Genomic DNA, 22167 nt, shown 5'->3' with positions numbered 1-22167 from the left:
TTTCTTATCGGTTAAGGTGCTGCGGAGCTGGGATGGCCAAACGCTCGTCCGAGCTGATCCAGGGGCTAGCCAATTGGACAGCTATGCTGGTACCTCCGGCCAACAGGGCACACCAGGGCTGTGGAAACGGTACTAATTGCTGTATCAGGCTGGCTACCAATACGCTCCAGGTTACCGCCCAAATGCTAAATCGGACTCGCCGCAAGGGATCGACTTGCTTCCACCAACCGACCAGACCCATCAGCAGTGGAAAGTAGGCCATGTAGCCGAGCAGCAAGACCTGATTGTCGTTGGCAAAATTGGCCCATTGCGGACGGTCAGCGCCCGGCCACTGGACCTGAAATGCGTTGGTCAAGCTTGCCGGACCGCTGGTATCGCCAGGGTTCATCAACAGGTAGCCGGCTAACACATAAGCTATGCCGCCAACAGCAAAGCCACTCAACAGTTGAATAAAACTCCGCAAGGGCCAATCGCCCTCGCGACTCTGCCAGTATTTGCCCAGGCAGATAATAATCAGCGCGGCAACCAACGAAACGACCGCTGTCCAAATGATATTCATAGCCACTGGTTGCAGCGGTTGTGAGCCGCTGACCATGAACAGGCCCACTGCATAGCTGAATACGGCAATAACCAGGGCTGCATTCAGCCAGCTGGCAGTAATTTGGGCCCATAAACCCGAGCTTGATAGTTGCGCCAAGTGATGACGCTGGGCCAGCCGCCATTGCCGGGCACTCATCGGTTTGAAGCGTTGCATCTTGCTGGCGGGCTGCGCGGGTGCCTGTTGCGCAGCCCGCTGAGCAACCGCGTGGCCCGACGTCAACTTGTGCCACCTGCGCTGCGCCACCCCTGGATGCTCCGGACGCGGCGAAGCATAGATGATCCGCCACAGTACATAATACGGCAAGTAGAACAGCAGCCCCAACACGACAGCGGCAATCACGAAGCCTGAATTCAAAATCAGCATCACAATTCCGACTGCCAATACGATATTTCGCGTACCCACAGACAAATCGTTCCGATACCAGGCACTAATGCTGCTGATCCACATGCTGAGCGTACGCGCGATGGGCTCTTGAAATGTCGAGGTATATGCTGGGGAAGCTGCGGGGGGATAGTTTCCTCCCATGCCCAACTGATGTACGGCCGAATTGGGTTCGGCACCGGCAGCAGCTGCAACCGGCGGCGGCGCTTGAGCCGTCTGAAACCAAGCTTGGGACGGACCAGGCGCAGGAGTCGCTGGGGGCTGGCTGGGCGACAGTCCCTGCACCAACAATCCACGATCGTCGATGTCCATGCCTAAGGGGCGCAGCATCTGCCGCACGTCGCTAAATCGAGACGCTGGATTCTTGGCCAGCGCACAGGCGATGACTTCGCGAAGCGGCGACGGCACAGCCGACAAGTCGGGGGTGGCTGTTAAATGCTTCATGATGATTTCTTGGCTACTTTCGCCGTCAAACGGCACAGTGCCCGTCGCCATCTCATACAGAATCACTCCCAATGCATAGATGTCGACCTCTTTGCCATATTCACCTTTACCAATTTCCGGGGCCATGTAGTGAAACGTGCCGACGCTCTCAGTCTGCCCACCGCGGCGCGAGCTAGAAATGTACTTGGACAATCCGTAATCGCCAATTTTGACCAAGCCTTCGTCTTCGAAGATATTGGCTGGCTTCAAATCGCGATGAACGATGCCATGGTCATGCAAATAGGCGACTCCGGAAGCAATTTGGCCAAACCAACGCATCATTTCTGGGCCAGGTACGCCACGTGGATGCGCGTCGACCAAATCGCGCAGGCTGAGACCAGAAACATATTCCATCACGATCCAGCCCTGTTCGTTCTGATCGAAGCGAACGTCAAACAGCGAGATCAGATTGGGATGCTTCAGGTTCATGCACTGTCGCACCCCGCGAACTTCGACGTCCAAATTGCGCTGAATCTGCTTGAGTGCCACCTCTTTGCCCGCATCGTTCAAGGCAAAATAGACCTCGCCAAAGCCCCCAACACCGACTCCACGCTTGATCGTAAAGCCATTCAATGGCTGGTCACCGTTGGCGTATCGGAACTTCATTTTTGCCTCGCGAACGAGTTGCCCGTTTGGGGGAAGCACTTTGGTTTCGGCGTGAGAATTCTTCTTCTTCGGTAGGCACAACATCCCGAACATGGCTTCAACTCCTGCAACATCTGCTTGGCAAACGTCGGCATCTTCAATGGCACAATGGTTACCGGGTTATTCGCAGATGTTGCGGGATTCTTGGCAAAATCCCGCTGTTGTTTTAGGATCATTTTCGAGCTTACTCCCAACTACCGCTCAACGCTGCGTACGCCTGGCATCGCTCCGCTAATTGGAGGGGTCTGGTTGATCGTTATACCTTCAATTATTCGATGGACAATGAACAATCGTCCCAGCGAAGTCTCAGTCCACTGCTGATCAGAATTTGACCTTTGACCGCACGACCGTTGGCATCGACTTCGTTGACGGTTCGAAAGTACCAGTCGCTGCCTTGGCGGTACATCAGCAAATCCTGCGTCCAATCTGGACAGCGGACATGACAGCTTGCACTGGGACCTAGTATGCACGAATCAGCTAATAGCAGCACGCCGTCGACACGCGGTTGGAACCGGTGCAGACTGACAACATCTAGCCTGGCGGTCGCGCTCAGCGGGTGAGGTTTCGTGAAGCGAATCTTTACGCGAGCCGACCATTGCAACTCGTCGCCGGTGCTCAGCAACTGGGGGCTGTGGATGCTGTTCCCATTGAGTCGTGTATCTTGAAGCGGCTGCAGCAGGTAGTCGGTATCGCGCCGCCGCACGATGGCTGCTTGGCGGCTCAAGTCGCCCACAACTCCTACATCGACGCTGCTGCCAGCGGTAGCTTGGCCAATTAAGACGTCGTCTTTGTCCAGCATCAGGTAGCCGCCAACGCCATCAATCCACAATATCCGTCTGGTGCCGGTTCCGGCGGAGCTGATCGACGGTGAACCTATGTCAGCCAAGGCTTGGTACTCCTGGGTTTTGGACAACGGCCCGTGAGGACGGTTCATTATACGTTCCTTGCAAAACACATCGGGCACCGAAGCTCTGCGATTCACAGTGCATCGGTGCCCTTAACATTCTAACCTCGGATTGTAATACCGATGGATTGCCGGCCCAACCGCGACAGTAATTCCGCAACCTACTTGGTCTTGTTGCTGACCAGCGCCTCGACCTCCGACCGGCCATCACCGAAATAGTCAGCGATTTCTTGGATCACGTCGTTGTTAGCCACTTCGTCTAGCGGGATGGCACCTTCCAGGATGCCTTCGCTGGCCGACATGCGTTCGGCAACATCAATCCGGGTGCGAATTTCGTCCAGCAGGCGCCGAGTACCACTCAGATGGCTATCGTCCAAGGAAATTGGGTTGCTGGTCTGAGCCACTTGGACCATGGTCAGTCGGGCTTGCAGGTTTTCGATTTCGACTTCCAGCTCACGCTTGGCAGACAGCATTTCGTCCAATTTGCGACGAGCGGCGTCGAGGTTTTTTTCGCGGGCAGCCAGGATTTGGTTCAGCTTCTGAGCGGTTTGCTCGTGAACCTGAAACTGCTTGAAGCGGTTACCCAAGTCGTCCCGAACCTGTTGCTGCGAGTACTGGCGACCAGCATACACGAAGCGAACCGCGCCACTCTTGAGGTCATCTTTGAGCCGCAGGATGTCTTCGCGACCCTTGCTCAACACCGCTTGCTTGTCGCTGATCTCCTGGCTCAGTCGCTGCACGCTGACCTCTTCTCGAGCCACTAACTGCAAGTTCTTGGCGATCTCAGGCTTCAAGTCTTCGATCATTTGCCTGGCGCGTTTTATTTCCCAATCGATGGGAACGTTATCTCGTACCGATTGTCCAGCTACGCGAACTCCCGTGCGCACGTAACTCCATACACCCGTGGCTACTAATCCTCCAGCCACGACACCAGCAATTAAGCTGCCCATCATCAGTTTTCGTAACATTTGCTTTCTCCGAACCAAAAAGGGGTTCCACAGGGGGTCCAGGAGTTCCAACTCGGCTGGCTACAACAGGAATTTCGCCAGGCCGCTCGCCATCTTGGAGACTTTAGGAGAAAATCCGTTAAATTCCGTGTGCCCATTCACCCGCTTCCCGACGTGGACGGTTGAAAGCTGTTTTGCAAGACCTAGCGCAGTAGTCGGTGTCAAAGCTTGCTCAACTGCAACAAGAACTTGGCCCCGCGCCGGCGCCCACGTTACCACGTGCACATCGAAAGTTTTCGAAATCCCTGGCCCCAATCGTCGATCCCAGCTGCTCCAGCGTGCCGGTCCGGCCCCCCAAAGAGAAGTGAGCCTTTATCCTGAGTCAACCCACCTCGCCCCCGCCAGCTGTCCAAGCCGAGCGTTTAGTTTCACTGGATCAATTCCGAGGATACACCGTGGCTGGTATGTTTCTCGTGAATTTTGTTGGTTCATTTGCGGCTGTAGGAGCGCTGTTGCCCACGCTCAAGCATTGGAATAATCACTGCAGCTACGCCGACACGATCATGCCGCAGTTCCTGTTTGCCGTCGGGATCGGGTTTCGCATGTCGTTCGTCGCTCGGCGTCAGCGGTCGGGTGGTTCAGTCGACTATGGCCGCATCGTGCGCCGAATATTGGGGCTGTTGCTCGTGGCGCTAGTCATTCATCAGCTGGACGGTCATTATGGTTCGTGGGAACAAATGACCGAACTTGGGCTGTGGGGTATTCTTAAGAATAGCTTTCAGCAGAATTACTTTCAAACGTTAGCACATATCGGTTTGGCATCGCTGTGGGTTGTGCCTGTGATCGGTGCCGGTGGCTGGGCCAGACTGATCTATCTGGTTTTGTCAGCCGCCGCGTTTTCGTATCTGTCCAGTTGGTGGTACTATGACTGGGTGCTGACTCGACCCGGTATCGACGGGGGGCCGCTGGGATTCATGACCTGGTCCACGCCGCTGCTGCTGGGCACACTGGCTTACGACTGGTGGCAGCATCGTCAGCGCACCGCACCAGCCATCATGCTGGTAGCCGGAGGCTTGAGCATGATTTTAGGTTACGGCGTGTCCTGCTTGAGCACCGTCACCTATCCGAACAGTCTGCCGACAGGCTCCGGGTGGGCCGACTGCCTGGCGGACTATCCGTGGGTGCGACCCGCAGAAACTGCCTCTGTGGCAAGCGATGCTCAGGCAGCACCCGCAAGTCATGATCGGACCTGGTGGAATTTGCTAACGATTCCAGCCAAGGAAATACCGGTTGCATCCGTGCGCTACCGAGAACATTGGGTACACGCCCGAAACGCCGTCTGGAATGAGGCCAAACGAGCTGGAGGAATGCCACAAACGTCAGTGCCAGCGGATGTGCCTATGGAGAAGTGGCATCAAGCGGGGCGCCGCTATTTGAATATGTGGACGATGAACCAGCGCGCGGGCTCCTGGTCCTATATGTTATTCGGTGGCGGATTGAGTCTCGTCTTGCTGGCCGCTTGCATTGTGATCTGTGACCAGTGGGGTTGGCAACTGGGAATGTTTCGCACTTTGGGGGTCAACGCGTTATTCGCCTACATTCTGCATGGCATGGTCAATTCCGCGGTCCGTCCGTTTGTGCCTAACGATGCGCCGCTGTGGTATGTGTTTGCAGGTTTTGGCGTGTCTCTGGGGATTTGCTATCTCGTGTTGCGGACGCTCGAAAAGCGCAACATCATTTTTCGTCTGTAATTAAGGCTCTAAACCGGTTAAGTGCATTTGGCTGGGGGTCTACGCTCTAGCGAACCTTGCTAGCTGCTGGTCGAGTGACAATGAACCCTGGACCAGCAGAATTCAGCGATAAGTTCGCTGGGTTCGATTGGTTGCGGTCGGTCTATCAGTCCCAAGCTATATGCCAGTTTGCCAATCACAGTTTGTGACGATATCCCCTGCTGCCGAATAGCTGCGAGTGAGTCGCCTCGGCGCTTGGCCAGGCGGTGCCCTTCGGCATCCAGCAGCAGCGGGACGTGATAATACATTGGCTCGGCCCATCCTAAGTGCCGCAAGATCGCCAGTTGGCGATAGGTGCTCAATTTCAAATCGTCGCCCCGAACTACCTCGGTAACACCCTGATCGTGATCGTCTACGACAACCGCCAATTGATAAGCAGGCAATCCTGACCCACGACCAATCACGAAGTCGCCTAACTCCGTCTGTGGGCAGGCTGACTGCGGTCCTAACAGTCCATCGTGCCACTGGTAGGTTCCAGCAGCAAATGCCCAGCGAAGAGCCACCGACGGAGGCAAGGCCAGTAGGTCAGTGATCTGTGAGGAATCTCCAATGGAGCGACAGGTTCCAGGATAGACTGGGCCTTCTCGTTGCGCCAGGCTAGATTCGTGCGGTGCGCTGGCGGCGGCTTGAGCAATCTGACTACGGGTGCAATGGCAGGGGTAGACTTGATGATCGTTTAATAACTGTTGCAGAACCTGACGGTAGCGGTCTAGACGGTGGGTTTGCAGTAGAGGAATTCCACAGCATGTGCCGTCGCCGATATTCGGCCCGTAGTCCCAATCCAGCCCCAGCCAGTGCAAATCATCGATCACTGCCTGTGAGGCGCCAGGCTTATTCCGCTGAAGGTCAATATCCTCAAGACGTAGCAACAAAGTTCCCTGTTGCTGACGGACCGACAGCCAGGCTAGAAGAAAGGTGCGAGCATTTCCCAGATGTAGCTGTCCGGTAGGCGAAGGTGCCAATCGACCGACCCGCGGCCCGGTACCTCCGGCTGCGTTATGAATTGGAGTTACAGTGTGCCCGGTGTTATGCGTTGCCATTGCTGAAACTCGGTGGGCCATTGGTCGGCCGGACCTGCTGGCAAGAACTGGCTGGATACGAGTTGCCACTGGGTCCAGTCGATGTTTGGAAAATAGGTGTCGCCGCCTACCTCAGCCAACACGCGCGTCATCCACAGCTGTTGACAGCGCGACAACGCAGCGCGATAGACTTCGGCCCCGCCAACGACCATGACTCGTCGGCCAGGCTGGACCAGTGCATCCACCTGAGCCAGATCGGTGGCTAAGCATACTTGCGGGTACGGGTTGCTCCAGCCGCTGCGTGAAAGCACGATGGTTTGACGACCAGGCAGGGGGCGACCAATGGACTGAAACGTCTTGCGGCCCATGAGCAAGCACTGCCCCATGGTCAGCGACTTAAACCGCCGTAGGTCGCTGCTCAGTTTCCATGGCAAGTGCTCGTCTTGGCCGATGACACCCTTCTCGGACATGGCCACGACCATAGTCCAGTCTCGACGGGCCGTGTCCACCAGTGCACTGTCGTGAATGTTCATACGGCGACGGGCGCAGCAATATGAGGGTGGGGATCGTAATTCAGCAACTCGAAGTCTTCTAATCGAAAATCGAGTACGCTCGATTGCTGGCCATGGATCATCATCGTCGGCAGCGAGCGCGGCTGGCGCGACAGTTGTAGCTCGGCTTGCTGGACATGGTTGGTGTAGATATGCACATCGCCCAAGGTGTGGATGAACTGGCCGGGTTCCAGTCCGGTAGCGCGCGCCATCATCATCGTCAGCAGAGCATAGGACGCGATATTAAACGGTACTCCCAAAAAAAGATCCGCGCTGCGTTGATATAGTTGGCAGCTCAGTCTACCTTCGGCTACATAGAACTGGAATAACAAGTGGCAAGGAGGCAGTGCCATGCGCGGTACGTCGGCCACATTCCACGCGCTGACGATCAACCGCCGCGAGTCAGGTGAATTGCGAATTTGATCTTGAACTTGGCTAATCTGATCAATGGTTTGGCCGTCGGCGGTTGGCCAGCAGCGCCATTGTTTGCCGTAGACTGGTCCGAGCTGGCCCTGTTCGTCGGCCCACTCGTCCCAAATGGACACGCGGTGCTGATGAAGGAAATCTACGTTGGTATCGCCGCGTAAAAACCATAGCAGTTCGACAATGATGCTTCGTAAATGCAATTTCTTGGTGGTTACGAGCGGGAAACCCTGTGCCAAATCGAACCGCATTTGATGTCCAAACAGACTGCGCGTACCGACGCCAGTGCGGTCTTGCTTGACCGTGCCGGTATTTAAGACGAGTCGCATGAGATCGAGATACTGTCGCATAATTATGGCGGCTATTGTGTCCCAAGCCAATGAATTATCAACGGGAGGTCGCGTGCGTGGGCGGTTCGTAGCTACGCTCGCCAAGAGCCTGGGATGGATCGCAGCGATGCATCCACCGTCTGGCGATGGTGGCTACTTTTGGAGGCGGCCTGATGTGCTAAAGTCAACAGACTAACTTCAGTGGGACATCGCCAGCGAACGGTATGTGTTCCTGCGACACCGCGCGACACGTGCATGAGTGTAGGTGGTAAATGAAAGACACCTGAGGCGAACTGGCTGCCATGCAGGCTGGGCGCTACCAATGGTCCGATCAGCGGTAGTCGAGCTTGCCCGCCGTGGGTATGTCCGGCCAGTAGTAAGTCTAACTGCTTGCGTCGCGCCCAGTGGATGCGATCAGGAGTATGTGCAACACCGATACGCAAGCCATGAAATTGAGTTGAGTCGATTTCTGGCACGGCGGCTGTCGCTGATGGGTGGTTTCCGCCACGACGTTTGAGCCACGGTGCTTCGTCGCCCGTGAGCAGAATCTTTCGATCAGGTTGATCAATCACGCGATCGGCTACACCTAAATCATGAAATCCCAATCCGCTCAAGGTCTCTATCAGACGCCGCAAATCTTTAAGTCGCCGATCGTGATTGCCAAGAACGAAATGAACACCCAGCGGCGCTGCCAGTTGTCCCAACACTCCCTCTACGAGAGGTAAGCAGTGTTGGAAGTCGATAATATCGCCGCTGATGACCAACAGATCAGCCTCCAGTTCCATGGTGCGCTCGATCACGAATTGATAATGCTCAGCGCGATATTGACCTGTAAAGTGCAGGTCGGACAGGTGGCCAATCTTCAAGCCGGCAGCCGTTGGCGGCTGGCGCTCAAGCTTGAGTGTCTTGCGAGTTACTTCCAAATGCGCCCAGTCGTTCATGGGCAAGCGAGCCCACAGTCGCGTCGACCAATTCCCGGCTGAACCACCTGGAATTTGTCGGTGGACGTGAAACTGGACGCCTTGTTGGTCGATCAATTGTGCTGGTCGAATGAGCCATCTTCGCGAATTCAGCCACATCGGCCCCAATATCGCCAAACTCCATAGATTCCAGCTCAGCCAACAGTTCAACTCAAGCGAGGTTTGCCCTGGCCAAGGGCTCGGATGTTGCAGCCAATCTTGAATGATCGGCCAGTTACGCCAAGCCACCATGGCGGGGATGGCAAAGCACAAACCGATGCAAGTTTTTTCGAGTAGCTTGGCCAGCGCTCGCGGGTAACCAAATGCGTTGACTCGATTAAAGCAAAACAGCCACCAGCCACAATTGCCAATGCTTGCCAGCAATAACACCAACCAGGGCCAAATCCAGTGCATTGTGGCGAGCCTAGTTGGCCTTAGTGTAATCCAACACGGCTTCAATCGCAGACAGAATCTGCACCAGCTTGAAGGGCTTGTACAGAAAGGCCTTGGGTGGCAACCCCGCTTCGCGCGCCTTGACGATGGTATGACCCGGATCCCAGCCAAAGCCGGTCATCAGAGCCAGTGGAACTGGGTTGACCAGTTTTTGCAGTCGCAACATCAACTGGTAGCCGCTGTAATCCGGAAGAGAGATCGCCGCGATGACCACATCATATGAGCGATCTAAACCACTATTGCGGAACATGCTAACCGCTTCATCCCCGTTATGCGCTGATTCGACAACACAGCCGAAGCGCTCCAATTGCGCATGTGCATCGCAGACCGTTTGGATGTCCGGATCAACAATCAATATGCGCTTGCCGACTAACCGATCATGCAGTTGCTGGGTGCAACCAGCGGGCAACGCTTCCAGCGGTGCCATGCGCTGGCCAACGTTTTGAATCACCCGACGAATATTGCGAGCGTTGGTGAGGATGTTCTGCAGGCGTTGAACAATTTCGGGATCCGAGGCACCCAAGTGTCTTTCGATAACATTCACGGCGTCGTTCAGAATCTGATCGACCGGCAAGGCGACCGCACTATGAATGGCCTCACAGCTTTGCTGCGCCGCATTGTTCTTCTGGGCTACAAGCAGTTCCAATGTGTTCAAGGCAACGGCGACATGCCGCGCAAATATCTGCAAGAACTGGAGGTCTGACTTATTGAAGGCGCGTTTTACGTTACTTTCGACATTGATCGTGCCGATGACCGTATCGTGCAACATGATAGCCACGGTCATCGAACTGGCACCGCCCTCAAAGGCTTGTAAATAGAGTTCGTCTTGGCTGGCATCTTCGCACAGGTAACTCTTGCCTGTCGCCGCTACGTAACCCGTCACACCGTATCCCTGAGGTTTGGCCAACAGCTTGCGATCGGCGGCTGCCTGATCAATACCGACACTCAATAGAGGCACAAGATTGCCGCTGCTCTGCTCCAGCAACCGAATCTCAATCACTTCGACGTTCAGTAAATTGGCTGTACAGCGGCGAATGTCGTCTTTCAACAAATTGATTCTCGCCTGCGTGTCCATGGCGAAAATTTCGTCGGGTTTTAGATCGGTAAGCTCCTGTCCGGCTTGATGGATAGCGGCCAGCTTTTGCTGCTGGACGATCTCGGCCGTGATATCACTCACGGTAGCTACCAAGGCAGCGTCTTCGGTGGAGGCATCCACCAGTGGGGCTACGTGCACTTGGTAGTACTTGTTGTCTTCAGTTCGCAACGTACAGGAGCTGGATTTGCCGGTTACCAGCGCCGTGTTGAACGGACAAAAATCTGGCCCCAGAATATGGGAGTTGCCAAAGATTGAAAAGAAATTTTGACCGACGATTTCACTCAGCGGCGACCAGTTGCGGAGACATGAATTGGTCCAAGTGACTAATGTGTTCTCGTTGACCAGGGCGACGCCTTCGGGCATCCCATTGAGGATGCGATCCGACTGCAGCAGTCGCATGATGCTACTGTTGGCTTCAGCATCGGCACCGTCTAGATAGACGCCCATATAACCACCTTGAGCAAGGCGACTTACGGCTGCTACCTGTGAACCGACAGAATCCACGGCTACCGAATTGCGATTAAACAGATTGTTGTCCGAGCTAGGCAATTTAGATTGCCCCAATCTCAGCATCAGTACTTTGCGCGACATCTGAGTTACACTGCTAAGTGTGGGCTGATCGATGGCGGCGTTAGGTGCCGTAGCGGGATCGACGGGTAGGTGTGTCTGAGACATGGCCATATGGCTCCAAGGTGACTAGGCTAATCATAGGAGTGTCACCGGGCCACAGCAACATCAAAGGATGTGTGGCAATTGTGCGGATGTCGGTTTCCCCTGCCTTGTTTGGTGGCGACAGGTGTTCCTTAACCACTAACGATTCGGTTCTTGGGTTACTGTCAATCCTAAAAAAGGTAGGCCGCTTGGCGGTAGCACGGCTACCAGGCGAGCGGACAAACGCCTGCAGATGTAATAAGCGATTAAACGGGGCGATACCGGAAGATCGGCCCAATTTGGGCGGTCCAGTTAGGTGGTGGAGGTATCTCTAAAACCCTCCGAAGTGGTGGTTTTTTGAGGCAACGTCCCGCTCGTCTATTTTTGCCTGGTAGTCTGGAAAAAATGCGGGAAATATAACGCCACCCCCTCGAAAATCGTTGCCTGTACGCTAGACTCTGGCTCAGACCAAAATTTATGAGCCCACTTTATCTCGCAGGAAGTGCATTTGCCTGCCCCCAACGCGCTCGCGGGCGATGGCTTTTCCCAGGTGAAGTAATCAATACAACGTTGTTTCCCTAAAGCACGTTGCTTTAGGGAGTTCCCGGGCTGGCCACTTCGGCCACAGTTAATTCCTCGAGAGGAGATCCTCATGAAGTTTCGCCCATTTTTTTATTTGATGGGATTAGTGGCTACCCTAGCCGCTAGTTCTGTCCAGGCCCAATGCAGTAGTTGCAGCGGGTCGGCACCAGCAGCAGGTGGCTGCGGTGCAGTTGTGTCCGATGGTGGCTGTGGATGTGGCCCGACGTATACCACACGCACGGTGATGGTACCTCAGTACGTTACAGAAACCCAAATGGTTACAGTAACGCAAATGCAGCAGGAAACTCGTCAGCGCACCTGCACGGTGATGAAGAGCGTTCCGCGCGAAGAGACTCGTACACGGACGGTAACCAAGTGCGTACCTCGTCAAGTGACGAAGACCCAAACCTACACGGAGATGGTCGCTACGACTCAGACCCAGGACTACACTGTGCGGGTACCTGTTATGACTCAGGTCGAACAGTCTTACACGGTTTGCGTTCCCTATCAAGAAACGCAAACTCGCACTTATACTGTGAACGTGCCTTACACCGAAATGGTTGAGCAAAGTTGCACAGTAAACGTGCCGTACACTGAAACGGTGGAGCAACAGTACACCGTGTGTGTGCCTGTGACAGAGCAAGTGGAGCAGAGCTATCAGGTCCAAGTGCCTTATACCGAGACTGTCAATGCGACTCGCATTGAATGCCAGCGAGTGCCTGTGACTCAACATCGCACCGTTTGCCGTGACATGGGCAGCTATCAGTGCCAGACCGTTGAAGTGCCTGCAGCTAGCAGTTGCAGTGTCAGCACTTGCGATAGTGGCCGTGGCTGCGGTCGTCGCGTTGGTTGCCGCAAGGCATGCGGGGGCTGCGCCAGCTCTTGCGGTTGTGCAGCTCCAGCTAGCTCATGCGGTGGCTGTGGCGTGGCTGCTGCCGGTTGTGGTGCTCCATGCACAACTACCGTTACCCGTCGCGTCTGGGTGCCTAACATCGTTACCGAACAGGTTCCCTATACGACTTATACCACTCAGCGAGTCGAAGTTCCTTATACCTACAACGTTACCAAGTGCCGTACCGAAACGCGCACGCGCACGGTGCCAGTAACGCGCTACACCACTGAGACCCGTACTCGCCAAGTACAGGTTCAGAAGTGCCGTCAAGAAACTCAGACTCGTCAAGTGGCGGTACAGAAGTGCCGTCAAGAAGAACGGACTCAAGAGTGTCAAGTAACCAAGTATCGCACTGAGACTCGTACGCGAATGGTTTCTCAATGCAGCCTGCAAACCGAAACCCGTCAACGACAGGTAACCGTGTGTGTCCCTCAGGAAAAGACTCGCGAGTACACGGTAACTGAATACGACCAAGTTCAAGAAGAGCAGTCGTACACGGTAACCGTTTGCGACCAAGTTCCCGAAACCAAGACCGAAGACTACACCGTCTGCGTTCCGGTTCAAGTTCAAAAGGAAGTCCAGGTTCGCAAGTGCGTCATGGTTCCTCAAGAAATTACGGTTCCTTGCAGCTCTGGCTGCGGCGGTGCCGTTAGCGCTTGCTGTGGCTGCGGTGCTAAGGTTGATACTTGCTGTGGTTGCAGCAAGGGTTGTGGCCGTAAGCATGGTTGCCGCGCTCGCAAGAGCTGCGGTGGCTGCTAGTCGCCACGTGACCTGCGGAACATGCACGTAAGTTGCGTCTTCAAATCGAAGCCAGCGTTCACCAGAACGCTGGCTTCATGTTTTTGAGGCAAGGCGGCAGCTACCGCCTGACGGCGGTGGATGCAACAGAACTTAACTGGCACTCGTCGTAATGTCGATAATTTCTTCCACTGTCTGGCTAAACCTGGTCTTTGTAAGATGCTGGATTATGTGCAGCGTCGGCCTGTTCTGGCAATAACGTGCCCAGCGAAACCAATAGTTGCATCGCTTGGCTGGCGGTCATTGGGCAATCCTGTACTTTATCGGGTTCCAGATAAACCAGGCGACCGCTGGTGGGGGTTGGTGCTGTGGGCACATATACCACCAGCCGCTGTTGGCTGGCCGCACAGGCCTCCATGGTCACCAGGCCGATTTCAAATCGACCAGGCTGGATGGCGGGCACCCACACAACTCTTTGAAATAATCCACCTGGACCTTCTGCATACCCCACTATCTGTTTTACAGTTTGATACAAGCTGCCAAGTATCGGCAGATGAACCAGGAGGCGATCCACCCGGCGCCACAGCCACTGGCCGACGAAGGTGGATACTGTGAGGCCCACCCCATACACCAATACCAACAAGATCACCAAGCCTAAACCAAAGAAATAGAAGCCCTGTTGCTTGAGCCAACCACCTGCCACCTGATTCTCGAAATAGACCACCGTCACAATCAACCCGGCGATTGGCAGTAGGGCAACGATGCCAGCTACAAACGAGCGTATTAAGTGATTGCGCCACCGGTGAACTAGGCTTTCCATCGTCGAATCCAATTCGGGTTATGCGACAGTTACTTGTCAAGTTCGCGCTAAATAGGACCTGACGACTCTGTCTCGGTCCAGTGTAACAGACAGCATTATAGATTTTTTTCCGATGACCATACGACGGCGGGTCAATGCTCGACAACAGCGGGACTCGCGAGCATAATGCCTGAGAGAAGCCGCAGCCAAAAAACGCGCTCGAATGTGACGTATTTCGGAGACCTGTCGATGTTTTCCAAAATGATCTTTCAGCCCGCTGTGCCGGCCGTCGGCAACCAGCGGATGCCCTTGTGTTTATCAGTCCTGTTGTTGGCATCCAGTTCAGGCTGCGGCAGCGGTGATGGCGCGGATAATACACAGGCTGTGGCACCGCCACCGCCTGTAGTCAACGCCCCGCCCCCACCGCTACCGGACGCCTTTGCTGCATTGGCAGCCCAGCAGAATTTAGAAGCACAAGCATCAGCGCCCCCCGCGCAGCCAACTTACAGCGAGGACGGCAATGCAGCTGGCATGTCTTTGGATGGAATGAGCAACCTCAATCAATCCAGCGGATTCTTTGATCAAGGTCTCGGCACTGGCACTGTCCAACAGTCCGGTTTGCCTAGTGGTTTTAGCGGCGGATTATCGTTAGATGGCACGCCATTTGGCGTTGGTAGCGTTGCTGCATCAGGTGATCTTAGCAGTGCAGTTAGCTTCGTGCAGCAAAACTGTGTCAGCTGTCATGGTAGCGCTCAGGCCAAAGGTGAACTACGACTCGATGGAATCACCGCTGATATGCAGCTCTCGGCACCGCTCTGGAAAATGGTCGTATCAGCGTTGGAAGATGGCAGCATGCCGCCTCCGAGTTCAATTCAACCGGATGCCAACCTCAAAGCGCAAGTGATCGACTTAGTGCGCGGTTCCTTGGGGTCAGAGCCACAGGACAGCTACTTGGCCCGCGCCGTGGCGGCCTACAAGGAAGCTGATCGGCAACAGGCTGACAGATTTTATTTTGCACACGTGTTGACAACCGATGACGCTGAAGCCAACGAGCACTTAAAACATATTCGATTGTATCGTCCGCACACTTCTAAACCCGAAGACTTGGTGGCCGCCAATGCGTTTGCTGTTAATGTCAAGCCGCGGCTGACGACTGAGCTTCGATTGGCCGTAGGCGTGGTTTTGGCCGCCGATGATCAAGTTACCGATGTGCGGCCGATCGGCATCAATCAATTTACCGGCGCTGGGCTAGCAAGCGATTCAGGTTTTGGGCAGGGTGGCCCGACGTCAAAATTAGAGACCTTTGAAGACCTGACCGGCGACTTTGGCAAAGCGCTACTGGCGGCGTTCAGCAAACGCCGTAGCGCCGGGAATTTCGGTACATTGTTCTGTGAAGTACAGCTAAAGCGCCAGAGTATCAACCCGCCGGGTGGAGAGATACCTGGTGGACTGGGTATGGGGTTTGGCCAGGCGCAACCCGCTGGTATGGCATTCGGAGCCAACACCGGTCAGTTTGGTGGCATGGAAGTGCCCAAGACTAAAGCCGGCCAAACGCTTGTCGCCGGACTCGTCTACCTGGGTACAGGCAAGGCCAATGAGCTGCTGTCCCGAGCCGTTCAGGCACAAGTTGATGGCTTGTTTCTATTCGATGTGTCGGCCTCGCGCAATAACCGTACCGGCCTGGTAACCAATGAAACCAAGTTACGATTCATGCTACCCAGCGGCAAGGTCGTCGCCGCGTCTTCCAGGGCGCTCAAAAATACCGACGTCGAGCGCGCCATTCAGCTCAAGAAAGAGAACGAGATGGAGAGCGTCAAAGCTTCTGTGGAACCTATCTTTGCCAGGCTGGATCAAATTCTGGTGTTGGAGGATCTGCCCAAAATGACAGACAAAGCAGCACTCAAGCAGATTCACACTCAAATCCATTCTGACGTGGATCGTTTGCAAATCATGGCACACGCCAAGCTCTTCGCTTCTAAGGGGATCCTGACAGCTGAGCAATTGGCGACGATCTACCAGATCATTCTCCAGGGCAACGAGGGTATAACGCTAGCATCGGGAACAACCGCTGATCGGGCGATGGTTATCGGCCAAGTATGGGAGAGCCTTTAACTAGGCACACGTTTAACCCGGTGTGCAAGTCGTCGAAGAAATCGCAGTTGGCCGCGCGTGGACTCCAAGGAGAGGGCAGCCTCACCTGTCCAGCAGGATACGCCCGAGTCCCATACTGGGGGTGAGGCTGACCCGTTCCAATTAGATTGGCCAACGAGTGTCAAGCACTCCCGGTTGACGTACGATAGCTTCCATTACAGTCTATCGGTTTCCCATAATCTTAGTCGGAACCATTTCTAAAAAAAGTTGCTCCGCGCTAGGTTCTAGACTCATCGTCTGCAAGATTACTCTCAATTACTGTGGGCAACCCCACAGTCTGGCCCACTGAGCTGCAGTGACTTTTTCGATCAGCCAGAATGCGACGGTTTCAGCAGTCGGATTGGTTATGCGTTTAGCGGCTGACGATAAACAATGTAGCGAGCAGCGTCAGCGTTGGGGAGCAGGACTCTGGATATTATGCAGTCAAAGCCGGACCAATCTGTAGACCAGCCGCCGGTGCCTGCGCGCCAGTCGACCAAGCGCAGTCGAGTAGGAAACGAGATTCAGAGGCGCGGATTTGTGACCTTGTTGGCAGGTGCGCTTGGCACCCTGGCCAAACCCACTGCGCAGGCGGCAAATCCATTCGGCAAACTAACAGGTCGGCAACGTTCGGGGGGATCGGTTTACAAATCACGGGCCATGGAGGACTACCAGCGTAGCCTCAGTCAATTCGGCGGTCGCTTGGCCTCGCCACTGTCGGAACTGACACACTCCTGTGCTCGCCAAGTTCCTTGGCAATTTGACGTGCTGATAGTCGGCTCGGGATACGGTGCGTCTACGGTGGCCGCGCGACTGGCCCAACGCCGCCTGCCTGGAACGCGAATCGCCATTCTGGAACGAGGCCGTGAGTGGGTGCCGGGCACGTTTCCGGATCGAGTTTCAGGATTGCTCGACGAATCTCGACTAAACCTGTTTGGCCCGCGCCGTGGAACAGTAGATAAGGCTACGGGTCTGTTTGATGTGCGACAGTGTGATGAAATCACGGTGCTCAGCGGAAGTGGACTGGGAGGTACATCACTCATCAACGCCAATGTAGCTATCCGGCCTGACGCGGAAGTTTTTCTTCCGCAGGCTTGGCCCATGGCTTTGCGGCACCGCGAAATATTGGATCCCTACTACAGCCGAGCCGAGTATGAGTTGGGCGTGAGCCAAGAACCGTACGATCATTCGCCCAAAATGATCGCCTCGCGAGTGGCCGGTCAACACCTCAGCCGCTGTGGCGCACAGTGGCAACCAGCTTCGATTACTGTCACCAGGACCGGCAGTTGTCCGGCCAATGCACTACCAATCGTCAATCGGCAAGGAATGCTCCAACGCGGTTGCATCGATTGCGGTGACTGTTTGATGGGATGCAACGTGGGCGCCAAGAACAGTTTAGTAATGAACTATTTGCCGTTGGCTAAACGGTCTGGAGCTGAACTGTACACGGGAGTTGAGGTGCAGTTTGTGCGCAAAGTTCAGTTTGGCTACGAGGTCCATTGCCTATTTCACACTCAATTGCCTGATGGGCAAATTCAATCGCAGGCCGGTTGTCTGACATCGCGAATGGTTGTACTGGGTGCGGGAAGTTTGGGAAGTACGGAAATCCTGATGCGTTCTGGCTGTCATGGGTTGAGCCTCTCGCCACGCCTGGGATGTAACTGGACGGGTAACGGCGATGCGCTGGGTTTTGTACGCAAGTCTCAAATTCCAACCGGTATTGCCGGGCATAGCGCCTACCCCGCTGAGCGATATCCGGTCGGCCCAACGATTCAAACAAATCTGACTTTTCCAAATCGTCCGCCAGCCGAGCGATTGTTAATTCAGGAGGGTGCTGCTCCGCGAGCCTACACCGCAGCGCTGGGAGTATTGATGCGCAATCCCCGGTTAGATCAGACGTTGGTCTTGTTGGGTATGGGCCACGATGGTGCGGAAGGTCGCATTGAGCTGAATGAACATGGAAATGCGGAGGTATTGTGGCCAGGACTGTTGGACAGTCCTTACCGGCAAATGATTCGTGCGGAATTTAGCCGCGTTGCTCAAGCACTGGGCGGCCAATACGAGTTCTTACGTGTGTTCGGTGATCGGATGGTCTCCGTGCATCCCTTAGGAGGCTGCGGAATGGCCGACGATGTCGCCCGCGGTGTCGTCAACGACGGCGGACAGGTATTTGACCCAATTACCGGTGGCTTGCATGCTGGCCTGTACGTGATTGACGGTGCCATATTGCCAACCTCATTGGCTTGCAATCCGCTGCTGACAATCACAGCGCTGGCCGAGCGCTCGAGCGACAAGATCGTCAACGATCCACAGCTATCTGACCTGTTCTTCGCGGCGCAGTCTAGCTGACATCCCGGGTGCCCAGTTTCTGAATGACCATCCACGAGTCTTGTAGAGTGATGGTCAAACACTTCAGGGGCCAGTGATAAGGCCCCGCGCTGGACCATCACTGGTGTGAAGGGGTTATGATGATGAAGAGCAGCCTGCGGCGCTGATTGTTTACGCCTGTGCGGAGAACCATTCGACCAGCGTCACCGAGGCTGGCGGTAACTTCATAAGCGGCGCGAAGTCAGCAAACGTCTCGTCACTGTCCTTCAGTAATGCACAAATTCCATCATTGTTTGTCGATGCAAGTTGCTGGACGGCAGCAATGAATTGGCTGCGATCCGACCATTGCGTGTCCTGACAGGCAGGAAGTAGTGCAGCGATGGCCACACAAGCAGCATCTAACAGTGGAGGCTTCGCCGACAACAAGCCGTCTAAATCCGGATGGCGTTCGATCAATACGGCAAATTCTTCCGGCAATCGCCAATTGCGAACCAGCGCTGCAGCGGCCTGAGCGTGATCCCAACCAAACAGATCGCGCTCCAGGTGAGACAATCGCAACTGCTCCTTGCCACGGCGTTCGATGAGCTGTTCATACTGTTCGGGTAATTCTTTCAGCAACAACGGAATTGCCATATCCTGCAGAAGAGCGGCAGCGAACAGGTCTTCGGCATTAGCTAACTTGAGCTTCCGTCCCAACAGCCGAGCAAAAACGGCGCGGCGCAGCGAATCCTGCCACAGTTTCTTGAGGTCGAATGGTCCAAACTTTGGGTCGGGGACTAAGCTAAAGACTGCGCTCCACAGCGCAAAATTCTTGATGGTTCGTACACCTACCAGCGCCAAGCCTTGTTGCACCGAAGCAATCTCGCGCGAAAAACCAAAGTAGCTTGAATTCACAAAACGCAGCACCTGTCCCATCAAGCCTGGATCGGCCTCGATGGGTCTGGCGAACTGTGCTGGCCCATTGTTGGCGTCCTGAGACAGCTCCAGCAGCTTAACCGCCGTTTGGGGAAGCGCCGGCAACTGAGCTGAATCCAGAACTTCCTGTAACGAAATTTTGTGGTCGGTGGTGGCTATGGCTGACATTCTAAAACCCTTGGTGGCTCAGGCGCAGGGATGCTGTCCGGCTGACAGCCGCCCCATATTTTCAAAGCGAATAGGCAGTTTTTACTCACAGATCAGCAGAATCTTTGGCTTGATCATCGCTAAAAACTTAGGTCAATTCTCGTCCATGAGCAATTCTTGACGGCTCGCTCCGACAGACTTCAGCATGGTCAGCCGATAGTCACAGCCCTATCCCCGGAAATGTCGGTGTATTCGTCAATTTAGGACGCTGCAATGTCCACCGGTAACTGACGGGCCACAGGCGAGCGGCGAATTGGTCGTTACCGTCACTGTGGTGGTGGGCTAACAGGGTTTTCACTGTCTGATGACCGCGGCTTGTGGCAGGTTTTTTTCGCCGCTCGCCTTATGCCGATGTTTGCGTGCCACGTTCGGCATCGTCCATATCGGAGGCGACCTCGCTATCCGCCGATTTGTCGGTGATGGTCACGGTAAAGCTGAGCGATTCACCGATGGCATCTGCCAAAGCTCCCAACTGTTGGAAGGTGAAGAAGTACAGTATCGGCAGCAGGAATCCGCCCACGGCGGCAGCGATTGGCGATTTGCCCTCACCCAGCAACAGAAACCATAAGACCATGACCCCGGAGAAAGCGATCATGATCTTCAGGTAGAATCCAGCCCAGGCTTCTGCGGCCTTGCCGATCGATCGCAGAACGTCGGTGGATATCAGTTGCATCAGACCGCCATTGTCCAAGGTCGACAGCAAAAACACCGGAAACAACAGCCAGCAACTAAACATCGCTCCGCTAATCTGAATTCGACCGCTACCGGGCAGGTCGCCGCCCAGCCACATGCCAATCAAGTAACCTGGCAACGCGGCGGCTAATAGGGCGCTGCCTACGCTCAGTACATCGCCGAAGTTTTCAAGCACATTCAAACTCGGCCACTGCGTTACACGATGTTGCCGATTGGCCACCGCCTCCAACAAAGCAATTGCCGCGCTGGTCATGGGCATGCCCACAACTCCGCAGATCATCGCGCCAACAACGATCCCAAACAGGGTTTTCCCCATACCCTGGCCGCCGTCGTTGCTATTGATCCCATACTGAATTAATCCATACGCAAACGCAAAGGTCAACGCATAGGCTAGCATGTAGCCGACGGCCACCGGATCGGCCAAATAGCCAAAAGTCCGTTGCACAAATGCGCGCGTATCGAAGTCGTTATCGCTGAACTGTGTTGGGTCGGATTCTGAGGCTAATTCTTGCTCGGCCTTTTCAAGAATGCTGAGCGTATGTTGTTGGCGCGCGCGGTCGGCCTCGCGAATCGGAGCGTCGTCGGCTAGTGGCGATGCCATGTCCAACTGATTGTGCCGCGCTAGTATCTTGCTGGGCTTCCAATTGGCCGGGGGCGCAGCGATGGTAAAAATGCTGGTGCAATCTGGGCATTTTGTCTGGCCGCCCTGTCTGCCCACAGCCACATATTGCAGTGTGCCGCAAACCGGACAAGCGATTCGATACGTGTCTTCTATCAATTCAACTGGGCTGGAATCGGCGGCTGATGTTGACGACGTACGATAGTTGCCCATGGCCGGCAGCAGCCCGCTTAGATCGCCAATTTCAGGAACATCCAGCGATTGCCAAGACTCCTCGACGGCTGCCTCAAAGTCTTTGCCATGCTGAGAGTTGTTTTGGGGAGTCACCGACGGCTTGTGTGCAGACAGCCACGGATCGCGCGCTGGCACGTCATAATTTTTTCGCTGTTGCTGTGCTGCGGTGCGCTGACGCCGCTGAGCGTCCTTGTCGTCCCGGATTTCCTTGGATGTCTGCTGCCGATGCTTCAAATCGTCGATCGGTAGCTGTTCCAAGACTAAATCGTCGTCATCAAAAACGCTTCGTCGAGGTGCTGCGGGCGTGGGCTGACCCTGTGAAATGGCCGCATCCTCGGTCCGTGAATCGTCCGATAGCAATTCGGCTAACAGCGGTTCTGCAGAACTAGAATCGGAAGCCATCGCGTCGATAGGATGCAGGTCAGTTTCAACCTCAGCTAAGTTGCCTTCGATGCCTGCAGGTACCTGACCAAGGGGCCAATCGTCAGTCGTCGTCGGTACGATCACCTGAGCGCCGCAACCAGGGCAAGCTAAACTGCGGCCAGTGGCTTTCGACTTGGCTTTCAGCCGCTTGCCACATTGGGGACAGCGGAATTCAATTTTTTGCTGACTCGAATCAGACAAATCAAAAACCTCACGTGACTCCGCGCATTGCAGCAACCGATGCCTTCGAGTAGCCTGACTACGACGATGCTGTAAGCCGTCGATAGCCGTTCATCATACCACCATTGTTCACAAGTGCCATCAATTCCACGATTTGTCGGTAGCTACCGGCGCCCGGCGGCGGATAGTTGGCTA

Annotated in this window: 15 protein-coding genes; 4 read left to right on the top strand and 11 right to left on the bottom strand. The window is 55.0% G+C overall.

Annotation, left to right across the window (positions count from 1 at the left end; translation table 11 throughout):
- Positions 1-4: 4 nt before the first annotated feature.
- The 3 genes from KF752_04510 to KF752_04500 all read right to left on the bottom strand — a co-directional run bounded on the left by KF752_04510 (position 5) and on the right by KF752_04500 (position 3820).
- Positions 5-2164, bottom strand: a complete 2160-nt coding sequence (locus KF752_04510; protein MBX3420801.1) for a serine/threonine protein kinase — start codon at positions 2162-2164, stop codon at positions 5-7.
- Positions 2165-2378: 214 nt separating this feature from the next.
- On the bottom strand, positions 2379-3044 hold the full coding sequence (locus tag KF752_04505; GenBank protein ID MBX3420800.1) for a hypothetical protein: 666 nt from the start codon (positions 3042-3044) through the stop codon (positions 2379-2381).
- A 131-nt stretch (positions 3045-3175) separates the two neighbouring features.
- Positions 3176-3820, bottom strand: a complete 645-nt coding sequence (locus KF752_04500; protein MBX3420799.1) for a hypothetical protein — start codon at positions 3818-3820, stop codon at positions 3176-3178.
- Between the two features lie 596 nt (positions 3821-4416).
- Here KF752_04500 and KF752_04495 point away from each other — a divergent pair.
- Positions 4417-5712, top strand: a complete 1296-nt coding sequence (locus KF752_04495) for a hypothetical protein (GenBank protein ID MBX3420798.1) — start codon at positions 4417-4419, stop codon at positions 5710-5712.
- A 59-nt stretch (positions 5713-5771) separates the two neighbouring features.
- On the opposite strand, the gene gluQRS is transcribed toward KF752_04495, so the two are convergent.
- From gluQRS to KF752_04470, 5 genes are all read right to left on the bottom strand, one after another.
- The gene (gluQRS, locus tag KF752_04490) at positions 5772-6791 is read right to left on the bottom strand and encodes a tRNA glutamyl-Q(34) synthetase GluQRS (GenBank protein MBX3420797.1); all 1020 of its coding nucleotides are present in this window, start codon (positions 6789-6791) and stop codon (positions 5772-5774) included.
- Positions 6761-7252 (bottom strand): dihydrofolate reductase, encoded by a 492-nt coding sequence (locus KF752_04485; GenBank protein ID MBX3420796.1) that lies wholly within the window; start codon positions 7250-7252, stop codon positions 6761-6763. The genes gluQRS and KF752_04485 overlap by 31 nt, the downstream gene beginning before the upstream one ends.
- Before the next feature lie 47 nt (positions 7253-7299).
- Positions 7300-8094 carry a thymidylate synthase gene (locus KF752_04480; GenBank protein ID MBX3420795.1) on the bottom strand — a complete coding sequence of 265 codons (795 nt, stop codon included), beginning with the start codon at positions 8092-8094 and terminating at the stop codon, positions 7300-7302.
- A 71-nt stretch (positions 8095-8165) separates the two neighbouring features.
- Positions 8166-9446, bottom strand: coding sequence for a metallophosphoesterase (locus tag KF752_04475; GenBank protein MBX3420794.1), 1281 nt, complete (start codon positions 9444-9446; stop codon positions 8166-8168).
- Between the two features lie 10 nt (positions 9447-9456).
- Entirely contained in the window at positions 9457-11256 is a 1800-nt protein-coding gene (locus tag KF752_04470) for a GAF domain-containing protein (GenBank protein ID MBX3420793.1), read from the bottom strand.
- Positions 11257-11884: 628 nt separating this feature from the next.
- On the opposite strand from KF752_04470, the gene KF752_04465 reads away from it, so the two are divergent.
- Positions 11885-13465 carry a hypothetical protein gene (locus KF752_04465; GenBank protein MBX3420792.1) on the top strand — a complete coding sequence of 527 codons (1581 nt, stop codon included), beginning with the start codon at positions 11885-11887 and terminating at the stop codon, positions 13463-13465.
- A 178-nt stretch (positions 13466-13643) separates the two neighbouring features.
- On the opposite strand, the gene KF752_04460 is transcribed toward KF752_04465, so the two are convergent.
- Entirely contained in the window at positions 13644-14264 is a 621-nt protein-coding gene (locus KF752_04460) for a DUF502 domain-containing protein (protein ID MBX3420791.1), read from the bottom strand.
- Positions 14265-14492: 228 nt separating this feature from the next.
- On the opposite strand from KF752_04460, the gene KF752_04455 reads away from it, so the two are divergent.
- Both KF752_04455 and KF752_04450 read left to right on the top strand, forming a co-directional pair.
- Positions 14493-16355, top strand: a complete 1863-nt coding sequence (locus KF752_04455) for a hypothetical protein (GenBank protein ID MBX3420790.1) — start codon at positions 14493-14495, stop codon at positions 16353-16355.
- A 456-nt stretch (positions 16356-16811) separates the two neighbouring features.
- A complete protein-coding gene (locus KF752_04450; GenBank protein ID MBX3420789.1) occupies positions 16812-18722 on the top strand; it encodes a GMC family oxidoreductase in 1911 nt (636 codons plus the stop codon).
- Positions 18723-18872: 150 nt separating this feature from the next.
- Here KF752_04450 and KF752_04445 read toward each other — a convergent pair whose 3' ends face one another.
- Both KF752_04445 and KF752_04440 read right to left on the bottom strand, forming a co-directional pair.
- Positions 18873-19784, bottom strand: coding sequence for an HDOD domain-containing protein (locus KF752_04445; protein ID MBX3420788.1), 912 nt, complete (start codon positions 19782-19784; stop codon positions 18873-18875).
- A gap of 382 nt (positions 19785-20166) precedes the next feature.
- Entirely contained in the window at positions 20167-21993 is a 1827-nt protein-coding gene (locus KF752_04440; protein MBX3420787.1) for a hypothetical protein, read from the bottom strand.
- Positions 21994-22167 lie beyond the last annotated feature (174 nt).

This window comes from Pirellulaceae bacterium, from assembly GCA_019636385.1.
Classification (GTDB): Bacteria; Planctomycetota; Planctomycetia; order Pirellulales; family Pirellulaceae; genus Aureliella.
The sequence above is the reverse complement of the archived record's forward strand: the minus strand, read 5'-3'. Positions and strand labels throughout refer to the sequence as shown.